Genomic DNA, 23,600 nt, shown 5'->3' with positions numbered 1-23,600 from the left:
CCGTGTCCCATGGTGTGCGGAGGGTGTCTGTGTGAGGGCACCCTCGAACGGACGTTGAGGTCATGCGAGCGGTTCACGCGGAGCGGGGCGTGAAGGGACTTCCTGGGGGTTGTGCGGGCCGCCACCGGGGGGTGCGGATCCGATGAGGGGGAACGCGGTGCGCGTGCGCCGAGGGTCGGGTGCCATCGGTGGATCGTGCCGCGGTGGTGGCGAGAGAAGACCGCCTGGAATGTCCGCTACGCGGCTGATACTAGCGACCCCCGGGCTCACTTCCAACCGGTACTCCGGAAAATGTGGTCAAAATCGGCTGTCCGGGAACCGGGTCAATACCTGTCCCTATCAGGGAAACGACCTGGTCAGCGGTGGCGCTTGCGGCCCAGAGTGAGGATGAGCAGACCGGATACCACCAAGGCCCCGGCGATGGTCAGCAGCCCCGACACCCAGGTTCCGGTCAGTGCCAGGCCCCCGTCGCCGTCCCCGCCCTCCGGGGCCTCCTCGCGGGCCTCCTGGCGGGTGTCGTCGTCCGTGTCGGTGTTCAGAGCACGCGGCTCGGGCTCCCCGGGCTCGGCGGCGGCCGCCGCCTCCGCCTCGGGGCCGACCACGGAGAGCGGCTCCTCCGGGTTCCAGGTGAAGGTCGCCGTGGTGGAGCGTGCGGTCGTCCCCGGCTCAGCGGTGACCAGAGCCCCGGTGCGCACCCCGTCCCGCCCGGTGAACAGGCGCCCCTCCGGCAGGGGGACGTCGCTGCCCTGCGCCTGGAGGGTGACCACCCCGGCCGGGACCGACGGGTCGACGTCCAGGTAGACCGAGTCGCCGTCCGTCACCTGGTTGACCTGCTCGCCCCTGGCGTCCACGAGCCAGGAGGCGGGAGCGCCCTGCAACGAGACGCGTACCGGGGAGGAGCCCGACGCGGTCACGGTCGCGGGTCCGAGCGGCTCTCCGGGGGCGACGGCGTCGATCTGTGCGGGCGTGATCTCCAGGGAGCGCACGGTGGAACCGGGATCCGCCTCCGCGCTCCCGGACACCAGGTGGTCGTAGAGGGCGACCACCGCGGCGTCGTTGCTCAGCTCGTCCAGTCCGGTCCCGTGCAGCACGTGCCACAGCGCGGCCTGGGTGGCGGCGATGGCCTGCCCCTCGCTCAGGAGCAGGACCTCCGCGGCCAGCGACAACTCCGCGGGCTCGGCGTTCGGGTAGGAGTGGGCGACGATCCAGGCGGCCCGGTCCGCCGGTCCGGCGGAGCCCGCGTCACGGGATTCGTTCCATCGGGGGGTGTCGCTCCACGGTGATTCCACGTATGCTGCGCGCGGAAGCACCCCCTCCTCGGGGGTGGCCCGGTAGGCCGCCACGGACTGGCTGTCGGCCACACGGAGGCTGAAGAGCGCGGTGCCCTCCTCACTCCCGTCGGTGAGGACCACGTCGACACCCTCCACGGGCTCCCGGTCCACCCGGGAGAAGTCGTCGGCCCACGCCGCGGGGGCTCCGCCGAGTCCGCCCGCCAGGGCGGCCGACGCCAGCACGGCGGCGCATCGGCGCAGGATGCTCCACATGCTCGCTCCCAGAAGATCGGGCGGTGGTCGGCGCGGCGGTGCGCCGGACCTCAGGTCTCGGACCCCTCAGCGTAACCGTCGGCGACCCGTGCGGAGCGCCGAACCCCCGCGATAGCGACCCAATCGTGCGCGCGCCGTGACATCCGGGCAGCGCGGGACGGCGCAGCCCCCGGCCCTCGGTAGGCTGGGGCGCGAACGCACGTCCTCTACTGAAACGGGTTTGCGGCGATGTCCCACGCGGTAACTCCCAGCACCGACAGCGGCACCCTCGACCCGGTGCCCTTCGAGCGGGCCCTGGACCGGTACGAGCCCGTGCTCGGCCTGGAGACCCACATCGAGCTGGGAACCGCCTCCAAGATGTTCTGCCCCTGCCCCACCGCGTTCGGCGCCGAGCCCAACACGCAGGTGTGCCCGGTCTGCCTGGCGCTGCCCGGTTCGCTGCCGGTCGTCAACCGGACGGCGGTCGAGAGCGCCATCCGGCTGGGGCTGGCCCTGGGCTGCTCCATCGCCTCCTGGGGCCGGTTCGCCCGGAAGAACTACTTCTACCCGGACATGCCGAAGAACTACCAGATCTCGCAGTACGACGAGCCGATCTGCGTGGACGGCCACCTCGACGTCACCGTCGACACTCCTGACGGCCCGCGGGTGTTCCGGGTGGACATCGAGCGCGTCCACATGGAGGAGGACACGGGCAAGACCTCCCACGTGGGCGGTGCCACCGGCCGCATCCACGGCGCCGACCACTCCATCGTCGACTACAACCGCGCCGGCATCCCGCTGCTGGAGATCGTCACCAAGCCGATCACCGGAACCGGCGGCCTCGCGCCCCTGGTCGCCCGCGCCTACGCCGCCGAACTGCGCGACCTGGCCCGCTCGCTGGGCATCTCCGACGTGCGCATGGAGGAGGGCTCCATGCGCTGCGACGTGAACGTCTCCATCAACGAGCGCGGCGCCGACACCTGGGGCACCCGCAGCGAGACCAAGAACGTCAACTCCCTGCGCTCGGTCGAGCGCGCCGTGCGCTCCGAGATCGAGCGCCAGGCCGCCGTCCTGGACGCCGGGCAGCGGGTCGTGCAGGAGACCCGCCACTTCCGGGAGGACCTCGGCCGCAGTACCTCCGGCCGAAGCAAGGAGGAGGCCCAGGACTACCGGTACTTCCCCGACCCCGACCTGGTCCCCGTCGCCCCGTCGCAGGAGTGGATCGAGCAACTGCGGGCGACCCTGCCCGAGCTGCCCGCAGCCAAGCGCGCCCGGATCCGCGCCGAGTGGGATCTCACCGACACCGAGATGCGCGACCTCGTCAACGCCGACGCCATCGACCTGGTCGAGGCGACCGTCCAGGCGGGCGCTCCGTCGGCGGAGGCCCGCAAGCTGTGGCTGAACGAGCTGTCCCGCCGCGCCACCGAGCAGGAGACCGACCTGGCCGCCCTGCCCGTCACCCCGGTCCAGGTGGCCCGGATCATCGCGCTCGTCGCCGAGGGCACGCTCACCAACAAGCTTGCCCGGCAGGTCGTCGAGGGGGTTCTGGCAGGTGAGGGCGAACCCGACGTCGTCGTGGAGGCCCGCGGCCTGAAGGTGGTCAGCGACGACGGCGCGCTCGGCGCCGCCGTGGACGAGGCGATCGCCAACAACGCCGACATCGCGGACAAGGTGCGCGGCGGCAAGGTCGCGGCGGCCGGCGCCCTGGTCGGCGCCGTCATGAAGGCCACCCGCGGCCAGGCCGACGCGGGCCGCGCCCGCGAACTCATCCTGGAGCGGCTGGGCGCGGGCTGATCCCGGTGCCGGGAACCGCCTCTCACCGAGGGTCACCGTCTCGACGTCAACTCTCAGCCGGTCCTCAATCGGTGTGTGACCTTGGTTGCGTAGAGTGGCCGCAGGCGGGCAGCGCGCCGCGGTCGCACCCGTGATCGAGCCGGTGCCCCCATGTTCGAGGAGAGAGCGCGACGGCGACGAAGCGCCGGACCGCGCGTCCCGCGCCCTGGGAGGTCGGTGATGGACGGCAGGGCACGCCGGGTGTGGGTGGCGGTGATGGGAGCCCTGTTCCTGGTCTACGCCGCCACCGCCCTCATCCCCGTGGGCGGGTCCACACTCACGGTGCTTCTGGGCGAGTGGCCCATCGCGCTGGCCGCGGGCGCCGCGGGCGGCTCCCTGCTGTGGGCCGCCTACCGCCGCACCGGCCCCGACGACGATGACGCGCCGGCCGAGGGCGGACCCGACGTCCGTTCGGCACTGCGCAACCTGGCCTGGGCCGCCTTCGCCTGGTGCGCGGGCGCCCTGGCCTACGGGGTCACCGGTTTCCTGGGGCCGGGGTCGGTGGTCTCCCTCACGCTCGGTGACCTGTTCACGCTGGCGGCGTTGCCGCTGTTCGTGGTCGGCTTCACCCGGCTCGCCCCGTGGCCGGGGGGCATCAGGACCGCCACGCGCCACATCACCGACAGTTACGTCTGCGCCGCCGCCGTGTTCTCCCTGGTGTGGCTGCTGGTCTTCTCCCCCCTCTACGAGGAGCTGGGGGAGGGCTCGGGCTCCCTGGGCTTCGCCCTGGTCTACCCGGTCGCCGACATCGCCGTGCTGTGCCTGGTGATCCCCCTGGCCTTCATGTCGCCGCCCGGTGCGCGGCGCGCGGTCCTGCCCGCGATCGGGGCGCTGACCCTCATCACCGGCGCCGACCTGTTCGACGCGGTCGGCAGGCTCACCGGACAACCCGTCGCCGGGGGCATCGGATACGTGGTCACCTTCGCGGGGATGGCCCTGCTGGGTGCCCTGCCGTGGCTGGCGCAGCGCCGGTGGACGGCGGCGCGGATCACCGGTCAGGGCCTGTACCGGTTCGCCCCCGAACTCTTCGCGGTCGGCGCCCTGTTCACGGCCACCGTCGTCCTGACCGGCGCCGCGCTCGGCACGCCCGGTACGGCCCCGGTCCTGCCGCTGGCCGCGGGGACCGCCGTCGTGGTGCTGCTGGTACGCGTGCTGGGGATGCTGGAGGAGAACGCCACGCTCTCGCGCATGGTGCACAACCGCGAGGGGCACTTCCACGAACTGGCGCGCAACAGCGGTGACGTCATCCTCATCCTGGACCGCGACGGCACCGTGCACCACGTCAGCCAGGGGACCGCGGGGGCGTTCGGCTACCGCCTGGAGGACGTGCTGGCCGCACCGGTCACCGCACTCATCCACCCGGAGGACGTGGCGCACACCCGGGCGGTCGACGACCTGTTCACCGAACGCGGCGGCCAGGGCGTCCACCTGCGGCTGCGCGTGCGGGCGGCGGACGGTACCTGGCGGCACACCGAGTCGACCGTCTCCCTGTACGAACAGCCGGGCGACCCGCCGCGCCTGCTGGTCACCACCCGCGACATCAGTGCGCAGGTGGCCCTGGAGGACGAGGTCAAGCACCTCACCTTCCACGATGGTGTCACGGGTCTGCCCAACCGGGCCTACCTGGAGGAGCGCACCAGCGACGTGCTCGCCCATCGGGCGATCAGCGACGAGCCCACCGACGACGTCGCCGTGGTCTTCCTCGACCTGGACGGCTTCACGGCGGTCAACGACACGGCCGGACACGTGCGCGGCGACCACCTGCTCGGGCAGGCGGCGCTCCGGCTCCGCGGCGAACTGGACTCCTCGGTCCTGCTCGCGCGCTGGGGCGGGGACGAGTTCGCGGTGCTGGTCGAGGGGATGCCGCACGCTCAGAAGGCGGTCGACCTGGCCGAGCGCCTGGGGAGGTCGATCGCCTCGCAGCCCTTCCACGTGGCGGACCGGGAGATCGTCCTGACCGCGAGCATCGGGGTGGCCTTCGCCGCGCCCGGTGGCGACAGCGGGGAACTCCTGCGCAACGCCGACGTGGCCATGACCCGGGCCAAGGAGCGCGGTTCGGGCCACGTGGAGGTGTTCGCCGCCCACATGCACGACATGGTCGTCTCCCGCGTGGAGTTGCAGATCCGGCTGCGCCGGGCCTTGGAGGAGGGCGAGTTCTTCCTGGAGTACCAGCCGATCGTGGACCTGGGCACCTCCCGCGTCACCGCGGTCGAGGCGCTGGTGCGGTGGGACCGCGACGGCGAGGAGGTCGGACCGGACGCCTTCCTCGGAGCGGCCGAGGAGTCGGGCCTGATCGTGCCGCTGGGGGAGTGGATCCTCCGGGAGGCGTGCGAGAAGGTCGCCGTGTGGCGGGTGTCGGACTGGGACATCGGCCTGTCGGTGAACCTGTCGGCGACACAGGTGCTGTCGCCGCGCTTCGTGGAGACGGTGGGGACCGTGCTCCTGGAGACGGGCCTGTCCGCCGAGGTGCTCACCCTGGAGGTCGACGAGGAACTCCTGCTCGACGACGGCGAGGAGGCGGTGCGGCGCCTGCGCGAGCTGCGCTCCCTGGGTGTGCGGCTGGCCATCGACGACTACGGGATGGGTTATGCCTCCCTGGCGCACCTGCGAGAGCTGAGCGTGGACGAGATCAAGGTGGACCCGTCCTTCACCGCCGACCTGGGCCGCGACGACACGGTCACGCTCATCACCCGCACCATCGTCCGGCTCGGTCGCGAGCTGGGCGTGCAGGTGGTCGCCGAGGGCATCGAGCGGACCGAGCAACTGGAGCAGTTGCGTTCGATGGGCTGCGACTACGGCCAGGGGTTCCTGGTGGCGCGGCCCATGCCCGCCGCCGGGGTGGAGGCGCTCGTCGGTGGAGAGGCCGACGTCACCCTGTAGGACGTGACCGGTTCCGGCCACCGGGTGCCCCGCCGGGGTCATGCGAGCTCTCTGACCTGGTGCGACGGTCCGTGGCGGGTCGTGCTGGCCGCCCTGTTCAGGACCATCGGCCCATGAAGAACCACCTGAAAACCTGACAGAATCGGGCAAGACTCATACGTACGGTTCCACCCCCGACGCGGGGTGTGTCCGTGTGCGTGGTGGCCAGCCTGCCAAGGAGAGGGTGGAATGAAGTTCGACGTCGTGCTCCCCGACCCCGGGGAAGAGGACGGGAACCCGCACCCGGAAGTCGCCGAAGAGGACACCGGCCACGGCCCCCGGCGCCCGGCCGCCGCCACCCGCATGTCCCAGGTCTTCACCTACGCCCGGACGCGCTCCGACGTCGACCTCGCACGGGTCCGCTCGGCCCTGAACCGGATGCACCACACCATTGAGACCGCCCAGGCCCCGGACCGCACCGACGGTACCGGTACGGCCGGCGCGGTGGTGCCCGAACTCTTCCGCCCCGAGGCGTTCGGCCCCCGCGCGTCCGGATAGCGGACGCCAGACCACCGAACCGCAGAGGAGCCCCTGTGCCCAGTTGGGACATCGACCCCCAGGAGGTGGGCGGCGTCCTGTCCTCCACCGCCTCCCACATCGGCGAGGAGGAGGGACCGGACGGCCTGCTCGGACAGATGAGGAGCCTGGAGTTCGACACCACCCTCACCGAGGCCCACATCAACAGCACCCCCGTCACCATCGCCCTGGAGTGCACGAGCGAGGCCACCACCCACTACATGGACGGCCAGTACGAGATGGCCGAGGAGGCCCAGAACAACGCCGGGACGGTGCCCTTGCCCCCGCCGCCGCCCTACACCGTGGACCCCACCCACCGGCCGGTCTGACCTCCGCGCACCCCCCTATGCCCCCTGGTAGTGAAGGACCCCTTCCGCGATGCCCGACGCCCCCTCCCCGATGCCGCTCGGAGCGCCGCTGACCATCGAGGAGCAGACCGGACCGCTCACCGACGGCGAGGGCAAGATCAGCCCGGCCACGTTCCCGGTGCTCACCCCCTCGCCGGACTACATCGACTCCCTGGCCGGATCGATGCGCATCACCGGCGCCGGCATCGGTGACACCGGCAGCGACATCACCGCCGCCTGGGGCGGTCTGGCGAGCTGCTACCACGCCCCCGAGGCCGCCGACCTCTACAGCGCGCTGAACCCGGTGGCCACCGACGGTCGTACCGTCTCCCTGGCCGCCGACCGCGCCGCGAACGCGCTGGAGGACTTCGCCGACACCCTGCGCCGGTTGCGGATCGACTGGGCGTGGCTGCGGGCCGACGCCGAGGACTTCCGTGCCCGTATCGACGCCCTGGGCGATGAGTGGCGCGAACCCGAGGAGGGCGTGGCCGGGTTCTTCGGGATCGGTGAGGGGCCCAACGTGGCGGAGAACCAGGGCTACTACGACCGCGGCGTGGCGCTGATCGAGGCCTACGCCGAGGCTGAGCGGACCTGCGCCAACGGCATCAACCGCTTCATCCCCGACCGGACCCGTTTCGTGGAGATGCCCGAGGGCGCGGACCAGATGCCCGAGGGGGTGTTCTACCACGGCTACGAGCAGGACCTGTCGGAGCTGGCCACCGAGTGGGAGGCGGATCCGGCCGCCACAGACGAACACTGGTGGGTGGACGTGGGCGCGGCGGTGGGCGACTTCGTGGTGGGCGCGGTGGAGGATACGGGCGCGATGGTGGGCGCGCACAGTTCGGCGGGCTGGTTCGCCATGGACTGGGACGAGGCGATGGTGGAGCAGTGGGAGGGCACCGCCCAGTCGCTGGCCTCGCTGGCGGGGATGTACGACGCCTCCTCCGATACGTGGGGGTGGGCGGGCTGGGGGCAGACCGGTGAGGCGTGGAAGGACCTGGCGCACTCGGTGGTGCCCTGGGAGGAGTGGGACGAGCGGCCGGGCTATGTGATCGGCACGGCGCTGCTCAACCTCGGGGTGACGGCCGCGGGGGTGGCGCTGTCGGCCACGGGTGTGGGCGCGGTGGTGGGGGCGCCGCTGATCGCCTGGCGCGGGGCGAGCATCGTGAGCGGTATGGGCGGGCGGGTGCCGGATGTGGACTTGCCCGGCAGCGGTATCGACGTGAACCTGAACCTGCCGGACTTCGCCGGGGGCCGCGTCCGCTGCTGCGCCTGGATGCCTCCGCTTTCGATACGGGCCGGTTCAGCCCGGCCCAGTTGACGGAGGTGCGGGGGGCGTTGGACCGTCTGGCGGCCCGCTTCGGCCCCGGAACCGGTGGCGAGAGCGACGCTGGTGGGGGGCCGGGCGGGGCGGGTGGCCCGCGCCCGGTGGGCGAGGAGACCGGAACCCCTGAGGGACGCGGTGGCCGTGGCGGTCGTGGTGACGGTGTGGGGGAGGAGGACCCGACCGCAGGGGAGTTGGATGACGCCCTGACGGCGGTGGAGGCGCTGGACCCGGACTCGCGCCGCCGGATCGAGGAGGGGCTGGCGGCGGAGGAGGAGGCGTGGGTGGCCGCCCAGGTGCCCGAGGACGTCTCCACGGTCCACGACACCCCGGTGGGCCGCTACGAGGGCGATGGGCCCGAAGAGGTGCGCGAGCCCGCTCTGCTGGGCCCGCGTGCCGGTACGGGGGACGCTGCGGCGTCGCCGGATGCTCCGCAGAGCCGTGTGGACCTGGCGGGCGACGACGGTGATGGCCACGACCGGCCTGATGGTGATCGCCGCGGTGACGTCGAAGCGGGCGACCGTACCCCCGACGTGGTCAACAGCGTCGACAGCGGCACCAGCCCTGAGAGCGTGCCCGACGGTTCCCCGACTGACAGCGTGCGCGTCGTTGATGGGCAGGACGGCGGTTCGACGGGTGGTACGGGCGGCACCGGCGGGTCGGACGGGCGGGAGAGGTCTTCGCGCAGGTCGTCGCGGAGCTCGCGGGTGTGGACCAGGTCGCCGGGGTAGAGGCGGCAGGGCCAGCGCCGCCCCGCGAACCCGGCTGTGGATATGTGCAGGGGTGGACGCGGCTGAGGCACAATGAACATGTCGACGGGTTCCTTCTTCTTCAACGTGTGGGTGGTCGTCGGCCTTGGGCTCTGGGGGCGCGCCAATCGCTCCCAGAGCCCGTTTTCGTGTGGCCGCCCGTCGGGCAGCCCTCCCGACGGTAACCAGCTTGAATGGCGCCGCCCGATGCTTCCTGTGCGCAAGCATCAGGACAACGGCTATGCGGGCCTCCACTCGGGATCGAGGGCTTCATCACCACGAAGTGTGTGAAGCCGACTACAGTAAAACCCAGCAGGCATCAACTTACAAGCCTGCAAGTTAAAGGCGTGTATCTTGCGATAGAAGATCCGCTTTGGTCGATAAGGCGCAGTTCAGAAGCACGACTGAGCGCACCCGCAACGTTGACGAGTGAAGGACGCGATGCCCGAACCGATCCCCACCGTGCGGCAGTACCGACTCGCGCAGTCCCTGCGTGAACTCCGCGCCGAGGCCAAGATGACTCAGGAACAGGTCGCAGCACGCATGGACTGGCATGTCTCCAAGCTCTTCCGCTTGGAGAACGCCCGGAGCCCCCGTGTGAACTGGCTGGACATCCAGGGGCTGCTCGACCTCTACGGCGTGGCCAGCCCTCAGCGGGAAGCCCTCATCCAACTCGCCAAGGACGCCAAGAAGCGTGGCTGGTGGACCTCCTACCAGGATGTCTTCACCGGTTCCCTCGTCGCTTTGGAGGACGAGACCGACCTCATCAGGCGCTATTCGTCAGAGCTCGTCCCTGGTCTGCTCCAGACCGAGGCGTACGCCCGCGCCGTCATCCAGGCTCTGCGTCCGCGCTACGACGAGCAGAGTGTCGAACGCCGGGTGGCGGCCCGTATGGCACGTCAGCAGATCCTCAAGCGTGACAAGCCTCTGCACTTGGACTTCGTCCTCAACGAAGCCGTACTCACTCGCCGGGTCGGCAGCCCTGAGCTGATGGCCGAGCAACTACAGGCCCTGCACGAGGCCGCCGAGAACCCCGATGTCAGCCTCCGGCTGCTCCCCTTCGAGGCCGGTGCGCACAGCGCCATGGAAGGCGCCTTCACCGTCTTCTCCTTCCCCGAGGGCCAGTACCCGGACGTCGTCTACATCGAGGGCATGATGGGGGACCTCTACTTGGAGAGCGTCGACAGCGTCACCAGGTACAGGACGGCGTTCACGAGCCTGTGCGATTCGGCTCTCTCACCGTCTGCGACGATGGACTCCATCGCCTCGGAGGTAAGGGAGTTCCGGTGATCCAGTGGTTCAAGTCCAGCTACAGCGGCGGGGACAACGACTGCGTGGAGGCGGCCCATATACCGGATGGCCGGTGGCACACCGCCAGCTACTCCCAGAGCGAAGCGGCATGGGTTGAGGTCGCCGAGGGGCCGGTCACTGCCGTGCGCGACACCAGGCACCGCGAGTTGGGTGCGCTCTTCTTCGGTACCGACGCGTGGCGTGCCTTCCTGGCCAGCGCCAAGGGTGCCTGACCGGACCTCCCCCCAGCCCTGCGGCACGTGATCTTGCTACCAGCGCAGGTGTCGGCTATCCGAGCCCTGTGCCGGTAGCAAGATCAAACACCTCCGGCCCCGGCCCGCGAACGTGTTCCGCGTTACACGGTTCGGGCGTCTCGGCCGCATCCGTCCTGTTCAACGCCGCAGCGTGCCCCCGGGGAGGGTCGGATGCTGACACGGTCGTCTCGCATGGTGGGACAATGTTGCGATCTTGTTGACGTACGCCCACCCCGTCCGTCAATGTTGTCATCGTGCAGAGCAACTCCCTGATTCTCGTACTTGGTCGGCGCGCAGCCAGCTGACCTGGTTTTGCTGCGCGCCACCCCTCAACCGCACTGGCGGTGGGGGTTTTTTTATTGCCACACCAGGCCTTGAGTCAGACCCACCAGACCAGAGCGCGCGCAGCGGCTCTGGGACCTCGCTGAAGGATCTTGAGATGACCGAGCAGATGACCGGCGCACAATCGCTGATCAGGTCGCTGGAGCACGTCGGCGTTGACACAGTCTTCGGGATTCCCGGCGGTGCCATCCTTCCTGCCTACGACCCCCTCTACGACTCGGCCAAGGTGCGCCACATCCTGATGCGCCACGAGCAGGGAGCGGGCCACGCGGCGGAAGGATACGCCTACGCCACCGGCCGCCCCGGCGTGTGCATGGCCACCAGCGGACCCGGCGCCACCAACCTCGTGACCCCCCTCGCCGACGCCCACATGGACTCGGTCCCCATGGTCGCCATCACCGGCCAGGTGGCCTCCCCGATGATCGGCACCGACGCCTTCCAGGAAGCCGACATCTGCGGCATCACGATGCCGATCACCAAGCACAACTTCCTGGTCAAGGACGCCCGGGAGATCCCCAAGACCATCGCCGAGGCGTTCCACATCGCCAGCACCGGCCGCCCCGGCCCCGTGCTCGTCGACATCTCCAAGGACGCCCTCCAGGCCATGGCGGACTTCCGCTGGCCCGAGCGCATCGACCTGCCCGGCTACCGCCCGGTGACCAAGCCGCACGGCAAGCAGGTCCGCGAGGCCGCCCGGATGATCGCCGAGGCCAAACGCCCCGTCTTCTACGTCGGCGGCGGCGTCCTGCGCGCCGGGGCCTCCGCCGAACTGCGGGTCCTGGCCGAGCTCACCGGCGTCCCCGTCGTCACCACGCTCATGGCGCGGGGCGTCTTCCCCGACGGCCACCCCCTGTTCGTCGGCATGCCGGGCATGCACGGCGACGTCTCCGCGGTCGGCGCGCTCCAGAAGGCCGACCTCGTCGTCGCCCTGGGCGCGCGCTTCGACGACCGTGTCACCGGACGCCTGGACAGCTTCGCCCCGGACGCCAAGATCGTCCACGCCGACATCGACCCCGCGGAGATCTCCAAGAACCGCCACGCGGACGTGCCGATCGTCGGTGACTGCCGCGAGGTCCTCGCCGACCTCGTCGTCGCCGTCCGCGCCGACCAGGAGAAGGGCCGCGAGGGCGACTACGCGGCCTGGTGGAAGCAGCTCAACCGCCTGCGTACCACCTACCCCAAGGGCTTCGACGAGCCCGATGACGGCCACCTCTCCCCGCAGGGCGTCATCCAGCGCCTGGGCAAGATCGCCGGCCCCGAGGCCACCTACGTCGCCGGCGTCGGCCAGCACCAGATGTGGGCGGCCCAGTTCATCGACTACGAGCGCCCCGGCGCCTTCGTCAACTCCGGCGGCCTGGGCACCATGGGCTTCTCCGTCCCGGCGGCGCTCGGCGCCAAGGTCGGCGACCCCGACCGTGTGGTCTGGTCGATCGACGGCGACGGCTGCTTCCAGATGACCAACCAGGAGCTCGCCACCTGCGCGGTCGAGGGCATCCCCATCAAGGTCGCCGTGGTCAACAACGGCAACCTGGGCATGGTCCGCCAGTGGCAGACCCTCTACTACGACCAGCGCTACTCCAACACCGACCTCCAGACAGCGCCCAAGGACGAGAAGGTCCGGGTCCCGGACTTCGTCCGCCTCGCGGAGGCGTACGGTTGTGTCGGTCTGCGCTGTGAGCGTCCCGAGGACATCGACGCCACCATCGAGAAGGCCATGGCGATCAACGACGTCCCGGTCGTCGTGGACTTCTCCGTGAGCCACGACGCCATGGTCTGGCCGATGGTCGGCCCCGGTATCAGCAACGACAACATCCAGTACGCGCGCGACATGGCGCCGGACTGGGAGCACGAGGACTAGGAGAGGCCCTACCCGCCATGAGCCGTCACACGCTTTCCGTTCTGGTGGAGAACACTCCGGGGATCCTCGCGCGCGCCTCGGCCCTGTTCTCCCGCCGTGGCTTCAACATCGACTCGCTCAGTGTCAGCACCACTGAGTACCCGGGCCTGTCCCGGATGACGATCGTGGTCAACTGCGACCTCCACCCCTTGGAGCAGGTGACCAAACAGTTGAACAAGCTGGTCAACGTCGTCAAGATCGTGGAGATGGACACCCCCGCGTCGGTCCAGCGCGAGCTCCTGCTCGTCAAGGTCAAGGCCGACGCCAACAGCCGCACCCACGTGCTCCAGACCGCCGAGCTCTTCCGCGCCTCCGTCGTGGACGTCAGCCCGGACATCGTCGTCATCGAGGCCACCGGAGACCCCGGCAAGCTCGATGCCCTCGTCAAGAACCTGGAGCCGTTCGGCATCAGGGAGCTCGTCAAGTCGGGGGTCGTGGCCATGGGCCGGGGGCCCCGCTCGATCACCGACCGCTCCCTGCGTGCCGTCGACCGCAGCGCCTGAGCCGGCCGCGGGGACGGGACCTCGGCACCGTCCCCCGGCCACGAACGCAAGAAGCAAGGAGTAACGCCAAGTGGCAGCACAGATGTACTACGACGACGCCGCGGACCTCGCGCTCATCCAGGGCAAGAAGGTCGCCGTGATCGGTTACGGCAGCCAGGGGCACGCGCACGCGCTGTCGCTGCGGGACTCGGGCGTCGACGTGCGGATCGGCCTCGCTGAGGGGTCGAAGAGCCGCGCGAAGGCCGAGGAGGAGGGGCTGCGGGTCACAACCCCCGCCGAGGCCGCTCGCGAGGCTGACGTGGTGATGATCCTGGTCCCCGACCACATCCACCGAGACCTGTACGCCTCGGAGATCGCGCCCAACCTGGAGCCGGGCAACGCCCTGTTCTTCGGGCACGGCTTCAGCATCCGCTATGGCCTCATCACCCCGCCCGAGGGCGTGGACGTGGCCATGGTCGCCCCCAAGGGGCCGGGCCACCTGGTGCGCCGCCAGTACGAGGCCGGGCGCGGCGTGCCCTGCCTGGTCGCGGTCGAGAAGGACGCCAGCGGGCAGGCCTGGGACTTGGCGCTGTCGTGGGCCAAGGGCATCGGCGGCACCAAGGCCGGGGTCATCAAGACCACGTTCAAGGAGGAGACCGAGACCGACCTGTTCGGTGAGCAGGCCGTGCTGTGCGGCGGCACCGAGGAGCTGGTCAAGGCCGGTTTCGCCACCCTGGTGGAGGCGGGCTACCAGCCGGAGATCGCCTACTTCGAGTGCCTGCACGAGCTCAAGCTCATCGTCGACCTCATGTACGAGGGCGGTATCTCCAAGATGAACTGGTCGGTGTCGGACAACGCCGAGTACGGCGGCTACACCCGCGGCCCGCGCCTGATCACCGAGCAGACCCGCGAGGAGATGCGCAAGATCCTGGGTGAGATCCAGGACGGCAGCTACGCGAAGGAGCTCATGAACGAGTTCGACGCGGGCCAGCCGACCTTCACCAAGCGCCGCGAGGCCGAGCAGAACGAGAAGATCGAGAAGGTGGGCGCCGAGCTGCGTCCGCTCATGAGCTGGCTGAAGGCCTGACCCCGGGCGTGTCGGGGGGCGTGCGCAGCCGCCCCCCGACACACGCGGCCACGGCCGGGGCGGGGGTTTCGTCCACGACTCGCCAGCGGGCTTCCCTACCTCGGCGATAGACTTTTGATCGGCCATCACACCCGGTCCGGGCCCACTCCGTCCGCCCGTTCGACCGGGTCGCGCACCACCCGAAAAGGAACCCTCGTGTCCAAACCCGCCGTACTCGTCGCGGAAGAACTCTCGCCCGCCGGAATCGCTCTGCTCGAAGAGGACTTCGAGGTGCGCCGCGCCGACGGGGCCGACCGGTCCCAACTGCTGTCGGCCATCGCCGACGTCGACGCCGTGATCGTGCGCAGCGCCACCAAGATCGACGCCGAGGCCGTCGCCGCCGCGAACCGTCTCCAGGTCGTGGCGCGTGCCGGTGTCGGACTGGACAACGTGGACGTGGACGCGGCGACCAAGGCCGGCGTCCTGGTGGTCAACGCCCCCACGTCCAATATCATCAGCGCCGCCGAGCAGGCGATCAACCTGCTGCTGGCCAGCGCGCGCAACACCGCCCCCGCCCACAACGCGCTGATCAACGGTGAGTGGAAGCGCTCCAAGTACACGGGTGTGGAGCTGTACGAGAAGGTCGTCGGAGTGGTCGGCCTGGGCCGGATCGGTGCGTTGGTCTCCCAGCGCCTGCTGGCGTTCGGCACGAAGGTCATCGCCTACGACCCGTTCGTGCAGCCCGCACGTGCCGCGCAGATGGGCGTGGAGCTGGCCACGCTGGACGAGCTGCTGGAGCGCAGCGACTTCATCACCATCCACCTGCCCAAGAACAAGGACACCCTGGGCCTGATCGGCGACGAGGCGCTCGGCAAGGTGAAGCCCAGCGTGCGGATCATCAACGCCGCGCGCGGCGGCATCCTCGACGAGGACGCCCTGTACCGGGCCCTCAAGGACGGCCGGGTGGCCGGTGCGGGCATCGACGTGTTCGCCAAGGAGCCCTGCACGGACAGCCCCCTGTTCGAGCTGGAGAACGTGGTGGTGGCGCCGCACTTGGGTGCCAGCACCGCCGAGGCGCAGGAGAAGGCGGGCACGCAGGTGGCGCGCTCGGTCAAGCTGGCGCTGTCCGGTGAGTTCGTGCCCGACGCGGTGAACGTCCAGGGCACCGGTGTGGCCGAGGAGATCAAGCCGGGCCTGCCGCTCACGGAGAAGCTGGGCCGGGTGTTCACCTCCCTGGCCGGGGCGATCGCCAGCCGCATCGACGTCGAGGTCCGTGGCGAGATCGCCGCCCACGACGTCAAGGTCCTGGAGCTGGCCGCGCTCAAGGGCGTGTTCGCGGACGTGGTCGAGGAGACGGTGACCTTCGTGAACGCGCCGCTGCTCGCCAAGGAGCGCGGTGTCGAGGTCAACCTCACCACCAGCGAGGAGAGCGGCGACTGGCGCAACCTCATCACCGTGCGCGGCGTCCTGGCCGACGGCACGCGCGTGTCGGCGTCGGGTACGCTGACCGGCCCCCGCCAGTTGGAGAAGCTGGTGGAGATCAACGGCTACACCATGGAGATCGGCCTCAGCGAGCACATGGTCTTCCTCTCCTACGAGGACCGGCCGGGCATCGTCGGCAAGGTCGGCGCGCTGCTGGGCGAGGCCGGGGTCAACATCGCGGGCATGCAGGTCAGCCGGGACACCGAGGGCGGCAAGGCGCTGATCGCGCTCACGGTCGACTCCGCGGTGCCCGACGGCACGCTGTCCTCGATCTCCTCGGAGATCGACGCCGACATCACCCGCCAGACCGACCTGGAGGTCTGAGCCCCTCACGGCAGGTTCAGGGGGCGCGGACACCGCTGGGTGTCCGCGCCCCTCGCCGTCTCCCGGGGCTTTCCGCGTACCGCCGCTGAGCGGTGAGGGCACACGTGTTTCTCAGATACTGAGAAATCCTGGCCGTATAGTTGGACTTCCGATATTCTGTCGTCCTAGGAGTTGTGTGCACCGGGGTCGACCGCCCTACCGCACAGGTGGCCACCCGGCAGGCGATCCCGCCGGGGCGCCCCGCTCCTTCCTTCTGCGGCCACCGCCGCTCGCACCGCCCGGCGCCCCGAGCGCTCGGGCTCACGCCGCCGTTCCCGTACCGGGGTCGCGCCGCGTATTCGCACCGACGTTCGTGACGGACCGGGCCGCCCGGCGTCACCGGCCGCAACCGGAGGATCACATGTACGACATGGTCGAGTACCCGTCCACGCCCGACTCCGAGGACGAGGTCCGCCGTGCGCTCCAGGCAGCCCTGGACCGCCGGGACAACAGCGACCCGATGCGGTTCTGAACGGTGCCGGCCCGCGGACCACTCGTATGGCCGGGTCGGGGGACAGGATCGGCCGCCGTCGCGCATGCCCTAGTCTTGTCTCATCCACTGTTCATTCAGATCTCGCTATGTGAGACATGCGAGGTCGCATCCGAGTCGAAGTGAGTCCGTATGGCAGCGCGCACGGTGAAACTGGCCGTCATCCCCGGAGACGGGATCGGCCCCGAGGTGGTCGGTGAAGGGCTCAAGGTCCTGGAGGCCGCCGCCTCCCGGTACGGCCTCGCCTTCGAGACCACCGAGTACGAACTGGGCGCGAAGCTGTGGCACCGCACCGGCGAGACCCTGCCGGAGCCGGTGCAGGAGGAACTGCGCGGACACGAGGCGATCCTCCTGGGCGCCGTCGGGGACCCCAGCGTCCCCAGCGGTGTCCTGGAGCGCGGCCTGCTGCTGCGCCTGCGCTTCGACTTCGACCACTACGTGAACCTGCGCCCCGTCCGCCTCTTCCCGGGCGTGGACAGCCCCCTGGCGGGCGTGTCCCCCGAGGACATCGACATGCTGGTCGTGCGCGAGGGCACCGAGGGCCCCTACGCCGGCGCCGGCGGCGTGCTCCGCAAGGGCACCCCGCACGAGATCGCCACCCAGGACAGCGTCAACACCCGCTTCGGGGTCGAGCGCGTGGTCCGCTACGCCTTCGAGAAGGCCGCCGCCCGCCCGCGCAAGCGGCTCACCCTGGTCCACAAGGACAACGTCCTCACCTTCGCCGGTGAGCTCTGGCAGCGCACCGTCAAGGAGGTCGGGGCGGCCTACCCGCAGGTCTCCGTCGACTACTGCCACGTCGACGCGGCGGCGATGTTCTTCGTCAACCAGCCTGCCCGCTTCGACGTCGTGGTCACCGACAACCTCTTCGGCGACATCATCACCGACATCGGCGCCGCCATCACCGGCGGCATCGGCCTGGCCGCCAGCGGCAACGTCAACCCAGACGGCACCTTCCCGAGCATGTTCGAGCCCGTGCACGGCTCCGCGCCCGACATCGCGGGCCAGAGCAAGGCCGACCCGACCGCCACGGTCCTGTCGGTCGCCACCATGCTCGACCACCTCGGCGAGACCGAGGCGGCCCGCCGGATCGAGTCCGCGGTCGCCGCGGACCTCAAGACCCGGGCCCAGAGCACCGCGGTGCGCTCCACCACCCGCATCGGCGACGACCTCGCCGCCCGAGTAACCGAGCAGGGCTGACACGAGGCGGTCGGCCCTGCCCACCCCCGGGCGCGGCCGGCGGCCCATGATCCGACACACCGGCGGGCGCGCCCGGAACCACCGACGCGCGCCCGCCGCCGGGCCACCACCGTGGCAACGGGTGCGCTCTTTCCGTCAGACTAGAGAGCGGGTCGACGCCGCCGTCGACCCGATGCACCCGAGAGGACCCACGACGACATGGACACCAACACCACCACAAGCGGGTTGACGTTCGACATCCAGCTCTCCGACCGGCGGAGGACCCCGGCCGAACGTGAGGCACTGCTGGAGAATCCCGGGTTCGGCCAGGTGTTCACCGACCACATGGTGACGATCCGCTACACCGAGGGCAAGGGCTGGCACGACGCCAGGCTCGAACCCTACGGGCCCCTGAGCCTGGACCCGGCCACCGCATCCCTGCACTACGCGCAGGAGATCTTCGAGGGCCTGAAGGCCTACCGCCACCCCGACGGCTCACTCGCCACCTTCCGCCCCGAGGCCAACGCGGCGCGGTTCAACAGGAGTGCCGCACGGATGGCGATGCCCGACCTGCCCGAGGACCTCTTCCTCGCGTCGATCGGGCTCCTGCTCGAACACGACGGCGCCTGGGTGCCCGACAAGACCGACTTCAGCCTGTACCTGCGTCCGTTCATGATCGCCACGGACGTCGGCCTGGGGGTGAACAACCCCTCCCGCAGCTACCTCTACCTGCTCATCGCCTCCCCGGTCGGCTCCTACTTCTCCGGCGGCGTCAAGCCGGTGACCGTGTGGCTGTCCAAGGACTACACGCGCGCCGCGCCGGGCGGCACCGGGGCCGCGAAGTTCGCCGGCAACTACGCCGCGAGCTTCCTGGCCCAGGCCCAGGCGGTCCAGCAGGGCTGTGACCAGGTGGTCTGGCTCGACGCTCGCGAGCACCGCTGGGTCGAGGAGATGGGCGGCATGAACCTGTGGTTCGTGTTCGGCTCTGGGAAGGACGCTCGGTTGCGCACCCCCGCCCTGACCGGCACGCTGCTGCCGGGCATCACGCGCGAATCACTGCTGAGCCTGGCCCCGGACCTGGGGCTGGAGGCCGAGGAGAGGCCGCTGTCCGTCGAGGAGTGGCGTGAGGCCGCCGAGTCCGGCGAGATGACCGAGGTGTTCGCCTGCGGCACCGCCGCCGTGATCACCCCGGTCGGACGGGTCAAGAGCGACGAGGGAGAGTTCCGGATCGGGGACGGCACCCCGGGCCCCGTCACGATGCGCCTGCGCGAGGAACTGGTGGGGCTGCAGACCGGCCACCGCGCCGACAAGTACGGGTGGATCACCCGCTTCTGAGCCGCCGCGGGCCGCGGAGCGGGGTGTCCGACGCTCTCGGGCACCCCGTGGTCAGAGCCGCCGGTGTCCGCAGTGAGATATGCCTGTCTCGGATCGTGGGATATTCCTGCCCCGGCGTGCGGTGACCCGAACCTCGTGTGGCACACTGTCCCCATGCCGTCTCAGGTGCTCATTATCGTGAGGCGCGCTGGCTGAACGGCTGCCCGTCCGTATCCCGGCAGCCCCACGGACCCTGCCAGCGCGCTGACCTCTCGTGTCCACGAGGGGTCTTTTTCGTTGCTGGGGCCGACTGCCACACCACAGCATCCAGGGGAGTTCCACCGATGAGGGACGACAGTTTCCACGTCTTCGACACCACGCTGCGCGACGGAGCCCAGCGCGAGGGGATCAACCTACGGGTCTCCGACAAGCTGGCCATCGCCCAGTTGCTCGACGACTTCGGGGTGGGGTTCATCGAGGGCGGGTGGCCGGGGGCCAACCCCAAGGACACCGAGTTCTTCCAGCGGGCCGTACGCGAGCTGGACCTCAAGCACGCGCTGCTCACCGCGTTCGGGGCGACCCGCCGCGCCGGTGTGCGGGCCGCCGACGACCCGCAGGTGGCCGCCCTGCGCGAGAGCGGCGCACCGGTCGTGGTCCTGGTCGCCAAGAGCGATTCACGCCACGTCGAGCGCGCACTGCGCACGACCCCCGACGAGAACCTCGCCATGATCGCCGACACCGTCTCCCATCTGCGCGAGCACGGGCAGCGGGTGTTCGTCGACTGTGAGCACTTTTTCGACGGCTACCACCACGACCCCGCACACGCGCTCGACGTGGTCCGCACGGCCTCCGGAGCGGGCGCGGACGTCGTCGTCCTGTGTGACACCAACGGCGGCATGCTCCCCGCCGACATCACCCGTGTCGTCAGCGAGGTCATCGACGCCACCGGCGCCCGCCTGGGCATCCACGCCCAGGACGACACCGGGTGCGCCGTGGCCAACACCCTCGCCGCCGTCGACGCCGGCGCCACCCACGTGCAGTGCACCGCCAACGGCTACGGCGAGCGCGTGGGCAACGCCAACCTGTTCTCCGTGGTCGGCGCACTCACCCTCAAGCACGGCCGCGAGGTGCTGCCGCAGGGCTGTCTGCCCGAGATGACCCGGGTCGCCACGGCGATCGCCGAGATCGTCAACCTGGCGCCCGACACCCACCAGCCCTACGTCGGGGTGTCGGCGTTCGCGCACAAGGCCGGGCTGCATGCCTCCGCCATCAAGGTGGACCCGGACCTGTACCAGCACACCGACCCCGAGCTGGTCGGCAACCGTATGCGCATGCTCGTGTCCGACATGGCAGGGCGCGCCTCGATCGAACTCAAGGCCAAGGAGCTGGGACTGGACCTGTCCGGGGACCGTGAGCTGTCCGGCCGTGTGGTGGACCGGGTCAAGGGCCTGGAGCTTTCCGGGTACAGCTTCGAGGCGGCCGACGCCTCCCTGGAACTGCTGCTGTGGGAGGAGTTGGGCGCCCCGGTCCGCTACTTCGGGACCGAGTCCTGGCGGGTGATCACGGAGCGTCGGCCCCGAGACGGCGCCGGACCGCTGGACGACCGGTACGAGAGCCTCACCGAGGCCACCGTCAAGCTCCAGGTCAAGGGTGAGCGCGTCCTGGCCACGGCCGAGGGCAACGGTCCGGTCAACGCGCTCGACCGGGCGCTGCGCAGCGCCCTGGAGGGCGTGTACACGGCGCTGGCGGGGCTGGAGCTGACCGACTACAAGGTCCGCATCCTGGAGGGCACCTCCGGCACCAACGCCATCACACGCACCCTCATCACCTTCAGCGACGGTGTGCGGGAGTGGACCACGGTCGGGGTCGGTGCCAACGTCGTCGACGCCTCGTGGGTGGCCCTCGAACAGGCGGTCACCTACGGCCTGCGCCAGCAGGGCTACCCGCAGGGCTGAGCCCGGACGACACCGAGGGCCGCCCCGGGAGGCGGCCCTCCGTGTTTCGGGAAGCGGCGGCCCGCTCTAGTCCGTCTCTTCGGGGTCGGGGTGGACCCAGCCGTTGGGCTCGCACCCCTGGAGGAACAGGGTCTGCTGCTGCATCACCGGGGCGGGCTCGCCCGGACTCGGGCAGAAGACGTGCCCGTGCCCCAGGGTGTGGCCCACCTCGTGGTTGATGAGGTAGACGCGATAGGTTTCCAGGTCGCCGTCGAAGTGGTCCACGCCCGTGGCCCAGCGGTTCTGGTTGATGACGGCGCGGTTGCCGTTGGCGCACGAGACGAATCCGTTGGTGTCCAGCGGCGCGCACAGGCGGTCCACCGTGTCCGGTGCGGACAGGAGTACGCGGATGTCGGCGTCATCGGAGTCCACGCGCTGCACCGACCGCTCCCCGCCACCGGTCCAGCCGCGCGGGTCGCCGAGGATCTCCTCGACGGCCGCGGTGAAGTCCTCGGGGTCCTCGGGCAGCCCCTTCTCGACCTCGACGGCGTAGGTCAGCAGCGGGCCCTCGCCCATGACCTCGCTCTCACCCTCCATGGTGCGGAACTCGCCCTCGGCGGTGTCGACCTCCTCCTCCACGGAGCGGAGCAGGACGTTGTCCTCCTCGTCCGTGGTCGCCTCAGGCTCCCCGGTCGGGGAGCCCCCGGCGGTCGGCGTCCCCTCCCCGACCGGATCGGTCCCGTCGGCCGGGGCGTCCGGTGCGGCGGGACCGTCACCGCCCCGCGGTGCGGTGCCCGCCGAGTCCCCGTCCTCGGCCGGTTCACCGGTGCCCGGTGCGGCCGGAACCTCCTGGGCGGCGGGACCGGAGGCGCCCGTCTCCTGGGGGAACAGCCGGGTGTGCTGCGATTCCGGCATCCCGAGCATCAGCGCGATGACGGCGCCGATGGCCAGGCTCAGGCCGAGCGCGAGTCCCAGCGAACCGCGGCGGCGCCGGTCCCGGGCGGCCTTCCGGGGCGAGGAGGATGTGGGCACGGGGTGTTACCTCTCCGATATCGGATGCTGGGTCCAGCATGCCAGAGCCCGTTCCAACCCGGAACCAAGCCATGCTGTGCGCTTCCCCAGCGCAGGGCGCTCCCGATCGGGGCCTCGCGCCCGCGTGTGTGCCTTCGCGGCGCGGCGCCGATAGCCTTCGATGCGCAAGTGGTTCGACGAGGGAGGCACCGGGTGCGCATCGCACGTTTCGCGTCAGGGGACGACGTCGGGTTCGGGCTGGTGGAGTCCGACGGCGAGGGCGGGGAGGAGTACGTCTCCCGTCTCAACGGCCACCCCCTGATCGGCGACATCACGGTGACCGGCGAGCGTGCGAAGCTGGCCGACGTCCGGCTGCTCTCCCCGGTACTGCCGACCAAGGTGGTGTGCATCGGCAAGAACTACGCCGACCACGTAGCGGAGATGGCGGACGTCACCGGGGAGGCCACAGAGGAGCCCGTCGTCTTCCTCAAGCCCTCCACGTCGGTGTGCGGTCCCTACGACCCCGTCATCCACCCGTCCCTGTCCCGGGAGGTGCACTACGAGGGTGAGCTCGCCCTGGTCGTCTCCCGGCCCTGCCGACAGGTGCCGCGCGAGCGCGCCAAGGACGTGATCTTCGGCTACACCGTCGCCAACGACGTGACCGCCCGCGACCTCCAGCGTAAGGACAAGCAGTGGACCCGGGCCAAGGGGTTCGACACCTTCTGCCCCCTGGGCCCCTGGATCACCACCGGGATGGGTGTCGAGGAGGCCCAGAACCTGACCCTCACCACCGAGCTGGACGGGCACAGCCGCCAGCGGGGCAGCACGTCGAACCTCATCCACGACATCCCGGCGATCATCGAGTACGTCACCTCCTTCATGACGCTCCTCCCCGGCGACGTCGTCCTCACGGGGACCCCCGCGGGCGTGGGGCCGATGGAGCCCGGCCAGGAGGTCGCGGTGACCGTGGACGGCCTGGGTACGATCAGGAACCGCGTGGTCGCCCAGGACTGACCGCCGAGCCCCTCACCCGGGGGAAAGGGAGGCCCAGTGAGCGGACTCCGACGCGTCATGATCGCCGGCGACTCCATGACGCAGGGAGCCGACGGCGACCGGACCTGGCGGTACCACCTGTGGAACCACCTCGCCCCGCACGTGCGGGGACTGGACTTCGTCGGCCCCTACACCGCGCCCGCCGCCGAGGACGTGATCTTCCCGTTCCCTATAGAGGGGGCTGCGGCCGTCAGGCCGTCCGCTGAGGGTGGTGGTGGGCTGGCGGGCACCGCAC

18 protein-coding genes and 1 pseudogene are annotated in these 23,600 nt (G+C 70.5%); 17 read left to right on the top strand and 2 right to left on the bottom strand.

What is annotated here, in order from left to right:
* Positions 1-356 precede the first annotated feature (356 nt).
* The gene (locus ACFHWE_RS07120) at positions 357-1,544 is read right to left on the bottom strand and encodes a Cys-Gln thioester bond-forming surface protein (RefSeq protein WP_416599811.1); all 1,188 of its coding nucleotides are present in this window, start codon (positions 1,542-1,544) and stop codon (positions 357-359) included.
* A 276-nt stretch (positions 1,545-1,820) separates the two neighbouring features.
* Here ACFHWE_RS07120 and gatB point away from each other — a divergent pair, with 276 nt between their 5' ends.
* The 15 genes from gatB (at position 1,821) to cimA (ending at position 21,322) form a co-directional block, all read left to right on the top strand.
* A complete protein-coding gene (gene gatB / locus ACFHWE_RS07115; RefSeq protein ID WP_416599924.1) occupies positions 1,821-3,317 on the top strand; it encodes an Asp-tRNA(Asn)/Glu-tRNA(Gln) amidotransferase subunit GatB in 1,497 nt (498 codons plus the stop codon).
* Positions 3,318-3,536: 219 nt separating this feature from the next.
* Positions 3,537-6,236 carry a putative bifunctional diguanylate cyclase/phosphodiesterase gene (locus ACFHWE_RS07110; protein WP_416599810.1) on the top strand — a complete coding sequence of 900 codons (2,700 nt, stop codon included), beginning with the start codon at positions 3,537-3,539 and terminating at the stop codon, positions 6,234-6,236.
* 228 nt (positions 6,237-6,464) lie between these two features.
* A complete protein-coding gene (locus ACFHWE_RS07105; RefSeq protein ID WP_416599809.1) occupies positions 6,465-6,773 on the top strand; it encodes a hypothetical protein in 309 nt (102 codons plus the stop codon).
* A gap of 35 nt (positions 6,774-6,808) precedes the next feature.
* Entirely contained in the window at positions 6,809-7,120 is a 312-nt protein-coding gene (locus ACFHWE_RS07100) for a DUF6507 family protein (protein WP_416599808.1), read from the top strand.
* Between the two features lie 49 nt (positions 7,121-7,169).
* Entirely contained in the window at positions 7,170-8,459 is a 1,290-nt protein-coding gene (locus ACFHWE_RS07095; protein ID WP_416599807.1) for a hypothetical protein, read from the top strand.
* A 167-nt stretch (positions 8,460-8,626) separates the two neighbouring features.
* Positions 8,627-9,193, top strand: coding sequence for a hypothetical protein (locus ACFHWE_RS07090; RefSeq protein WP_416599806.1), 567 nt, complete (start codon positions 8,627-8,629; stop codon positions 9,191-9,193).
* Between the two features lie 459 nt (positions 9,194-9,652).
* Entirely contained in the window at positions 9,653-10,501 is an 849-nt protein-coding gene (locus tag ACFHWE_RS07085; protein ID WP_416599805.1) for a helix-turn-helix domain-containing protein, read from the top strand.
* Positions 10,498-10,734, top strand: coding sequence for a DUF397 domain-containing protein (locus ACFHWE_RS07080; protein ID WP_416599804.1), 237 nt, complete (start codon positions 10,498-10,500; stop codon positions 10,732-10,734). The genes ACFHWE_RS07085 and ACFHWE_RS07080 overlap by 4 nt, the downstream gene beginning before the upstream one ends.
* A gap of 445 nt (positions 10,735-11,179) precedes the next feature.
* Positions 11,180-12,955 (top strand): acetolactate synthase large subunit, encoded by a 1,776-nt coding sequence (locus ACFHWE_RS07075; protein ID WP_416599923.1) that lies wholly within the window; start codon positions 11,180-11,182, stop codon positions 12,953-12,955.
* 17 nt (positions 12,956-12,972) lie between these two features.
* Complete coding sequence (gene ilvN, locus ACFHWE_RS07070; RefSeq protein WP_416599803.1) at positions 12,973-13,497, top strand: acetolactate synthase small subunit; 525 nt, start codon at positions 12,973-12,975, stop codon at positions 13,495-13,497.
* A 70-nt stretch (positions 13,498-13,567) separates the two neighbouring features.
* Complete coding sequence (gene ilvC / locus ACFHWE_RS07065; RefSeq protein WP_416599802.1) at positions 13,568-14,563, top strand: ketol-acid reductoisomerase; 996 nt, start codon at positions 13,568-13,570, stop codon at positions 14,561-14,563.
* A 195-nt stretch (positions 14,564-14,758) separates the two neighbouring features.
* The gene (serA, locus tag ACFHWE_RS07060) at positions 14,759-16,348 is read left to right on the top strand and encodes a phosphoglycerate dehydrogenase (protein ID WP_416599801.1); all 1,590 of its coding nucleotides are present in this window, start codon (positions 14,759-14,761) and stop codon (positions 16,346-16,348) included.
* Positions 16,349-17,009: 661 nt separating this feature from the next.
* On the top strand, positions 17,010-18,074 hold the full coding sequence (locus ACFHWE_RS07055; RefSeq protein ID WP_416599800.1) for a 3-isopropylmalate dehydrogenase: 1,065 nt from the start codon (positions 17,010-17,012) through the stop codon (positions 18,072-18,074).
* Between the two features lie 198 nt (positions 18,075-18,272).
* Entirely contained in the window at positions 18,273-19,388 is a 1,116-nt protein-coding gene (locus tag ACFHWE_RS07050) for a branched-chain amino acid aminotransferase (RefSeq protein WP_416599799.1), read from the top strand.
* A gap of 323 nt (positions 19,389-19,711) precedes the next feature.
* A complete protein-coding gene (gene cimA, locus ACFHWE_RS07045; protein ID WP_416599798.1) occupies positions 19,712-21,322 on the top strand; it encodes a citramalate synthase in 1,611 nt (536 codons plus the stop codon).
* Positions 21,323-21,388: 66 nt separating this feature from the next.
* On the opposite strand, the gene ACFHWE_RS07040 is transcribed toward cimA, so the two are convergent.
* Entirely contained in the window at positions 21,389-22,276 is an 888-nt protein-coding gene (locus ACFHWE_RS07040; RefSeq protein ID WP_416599922.1) for a DUF3152 domain-containing protein, read from the bottom strand.
* A gap of 249 nt (positions 22,277-22,525) precedes the next feature.
* On the opposite strand from ACFHWE_RS07040, the gene ACFHWE_RS07035 reads away from it, so the two are divergent.
* Both ACFHWE_RS07035 and ACFHWE_RS07030 read left to right on the top strand, forming a co-directional pair.
* The gene (locus ACFHWE_RS07035; protein ID WP_416599797.1) at positions 22,526-23,326 is read left to right on the top strand and encodes a fumarylacetoacetate hydrolase family protein; all 801 of its coding nucleotides are present in this window, start codon (positions 22,526-22,528) and stop codon (positions 23,324-23,326) included.
* 27 nt (positions 23,327-23,353) lie between these two features.
* Positions 23,354-23,600, top strand: a pseudogene (locus tag ACFHWE_RS07030) (GDSL family lipase); the annotation flags it as partial.

The organism is Nocardiopsis sp. LOL_012, from assembly GCF_048060475.1.
In the GTDB taxonomy this organism is placed as follows: domain Bacteria; phylum Actinomycetota; class Actinomycetes; order Streptosporangiales; family Streptosporangiaceae; genus Nocardiopsis.
The sequence above is the reverse complement of the archived record's forward strand: the minus strand, read 5'-3'. Positions and strand labels throughout refer to the sequence as shown.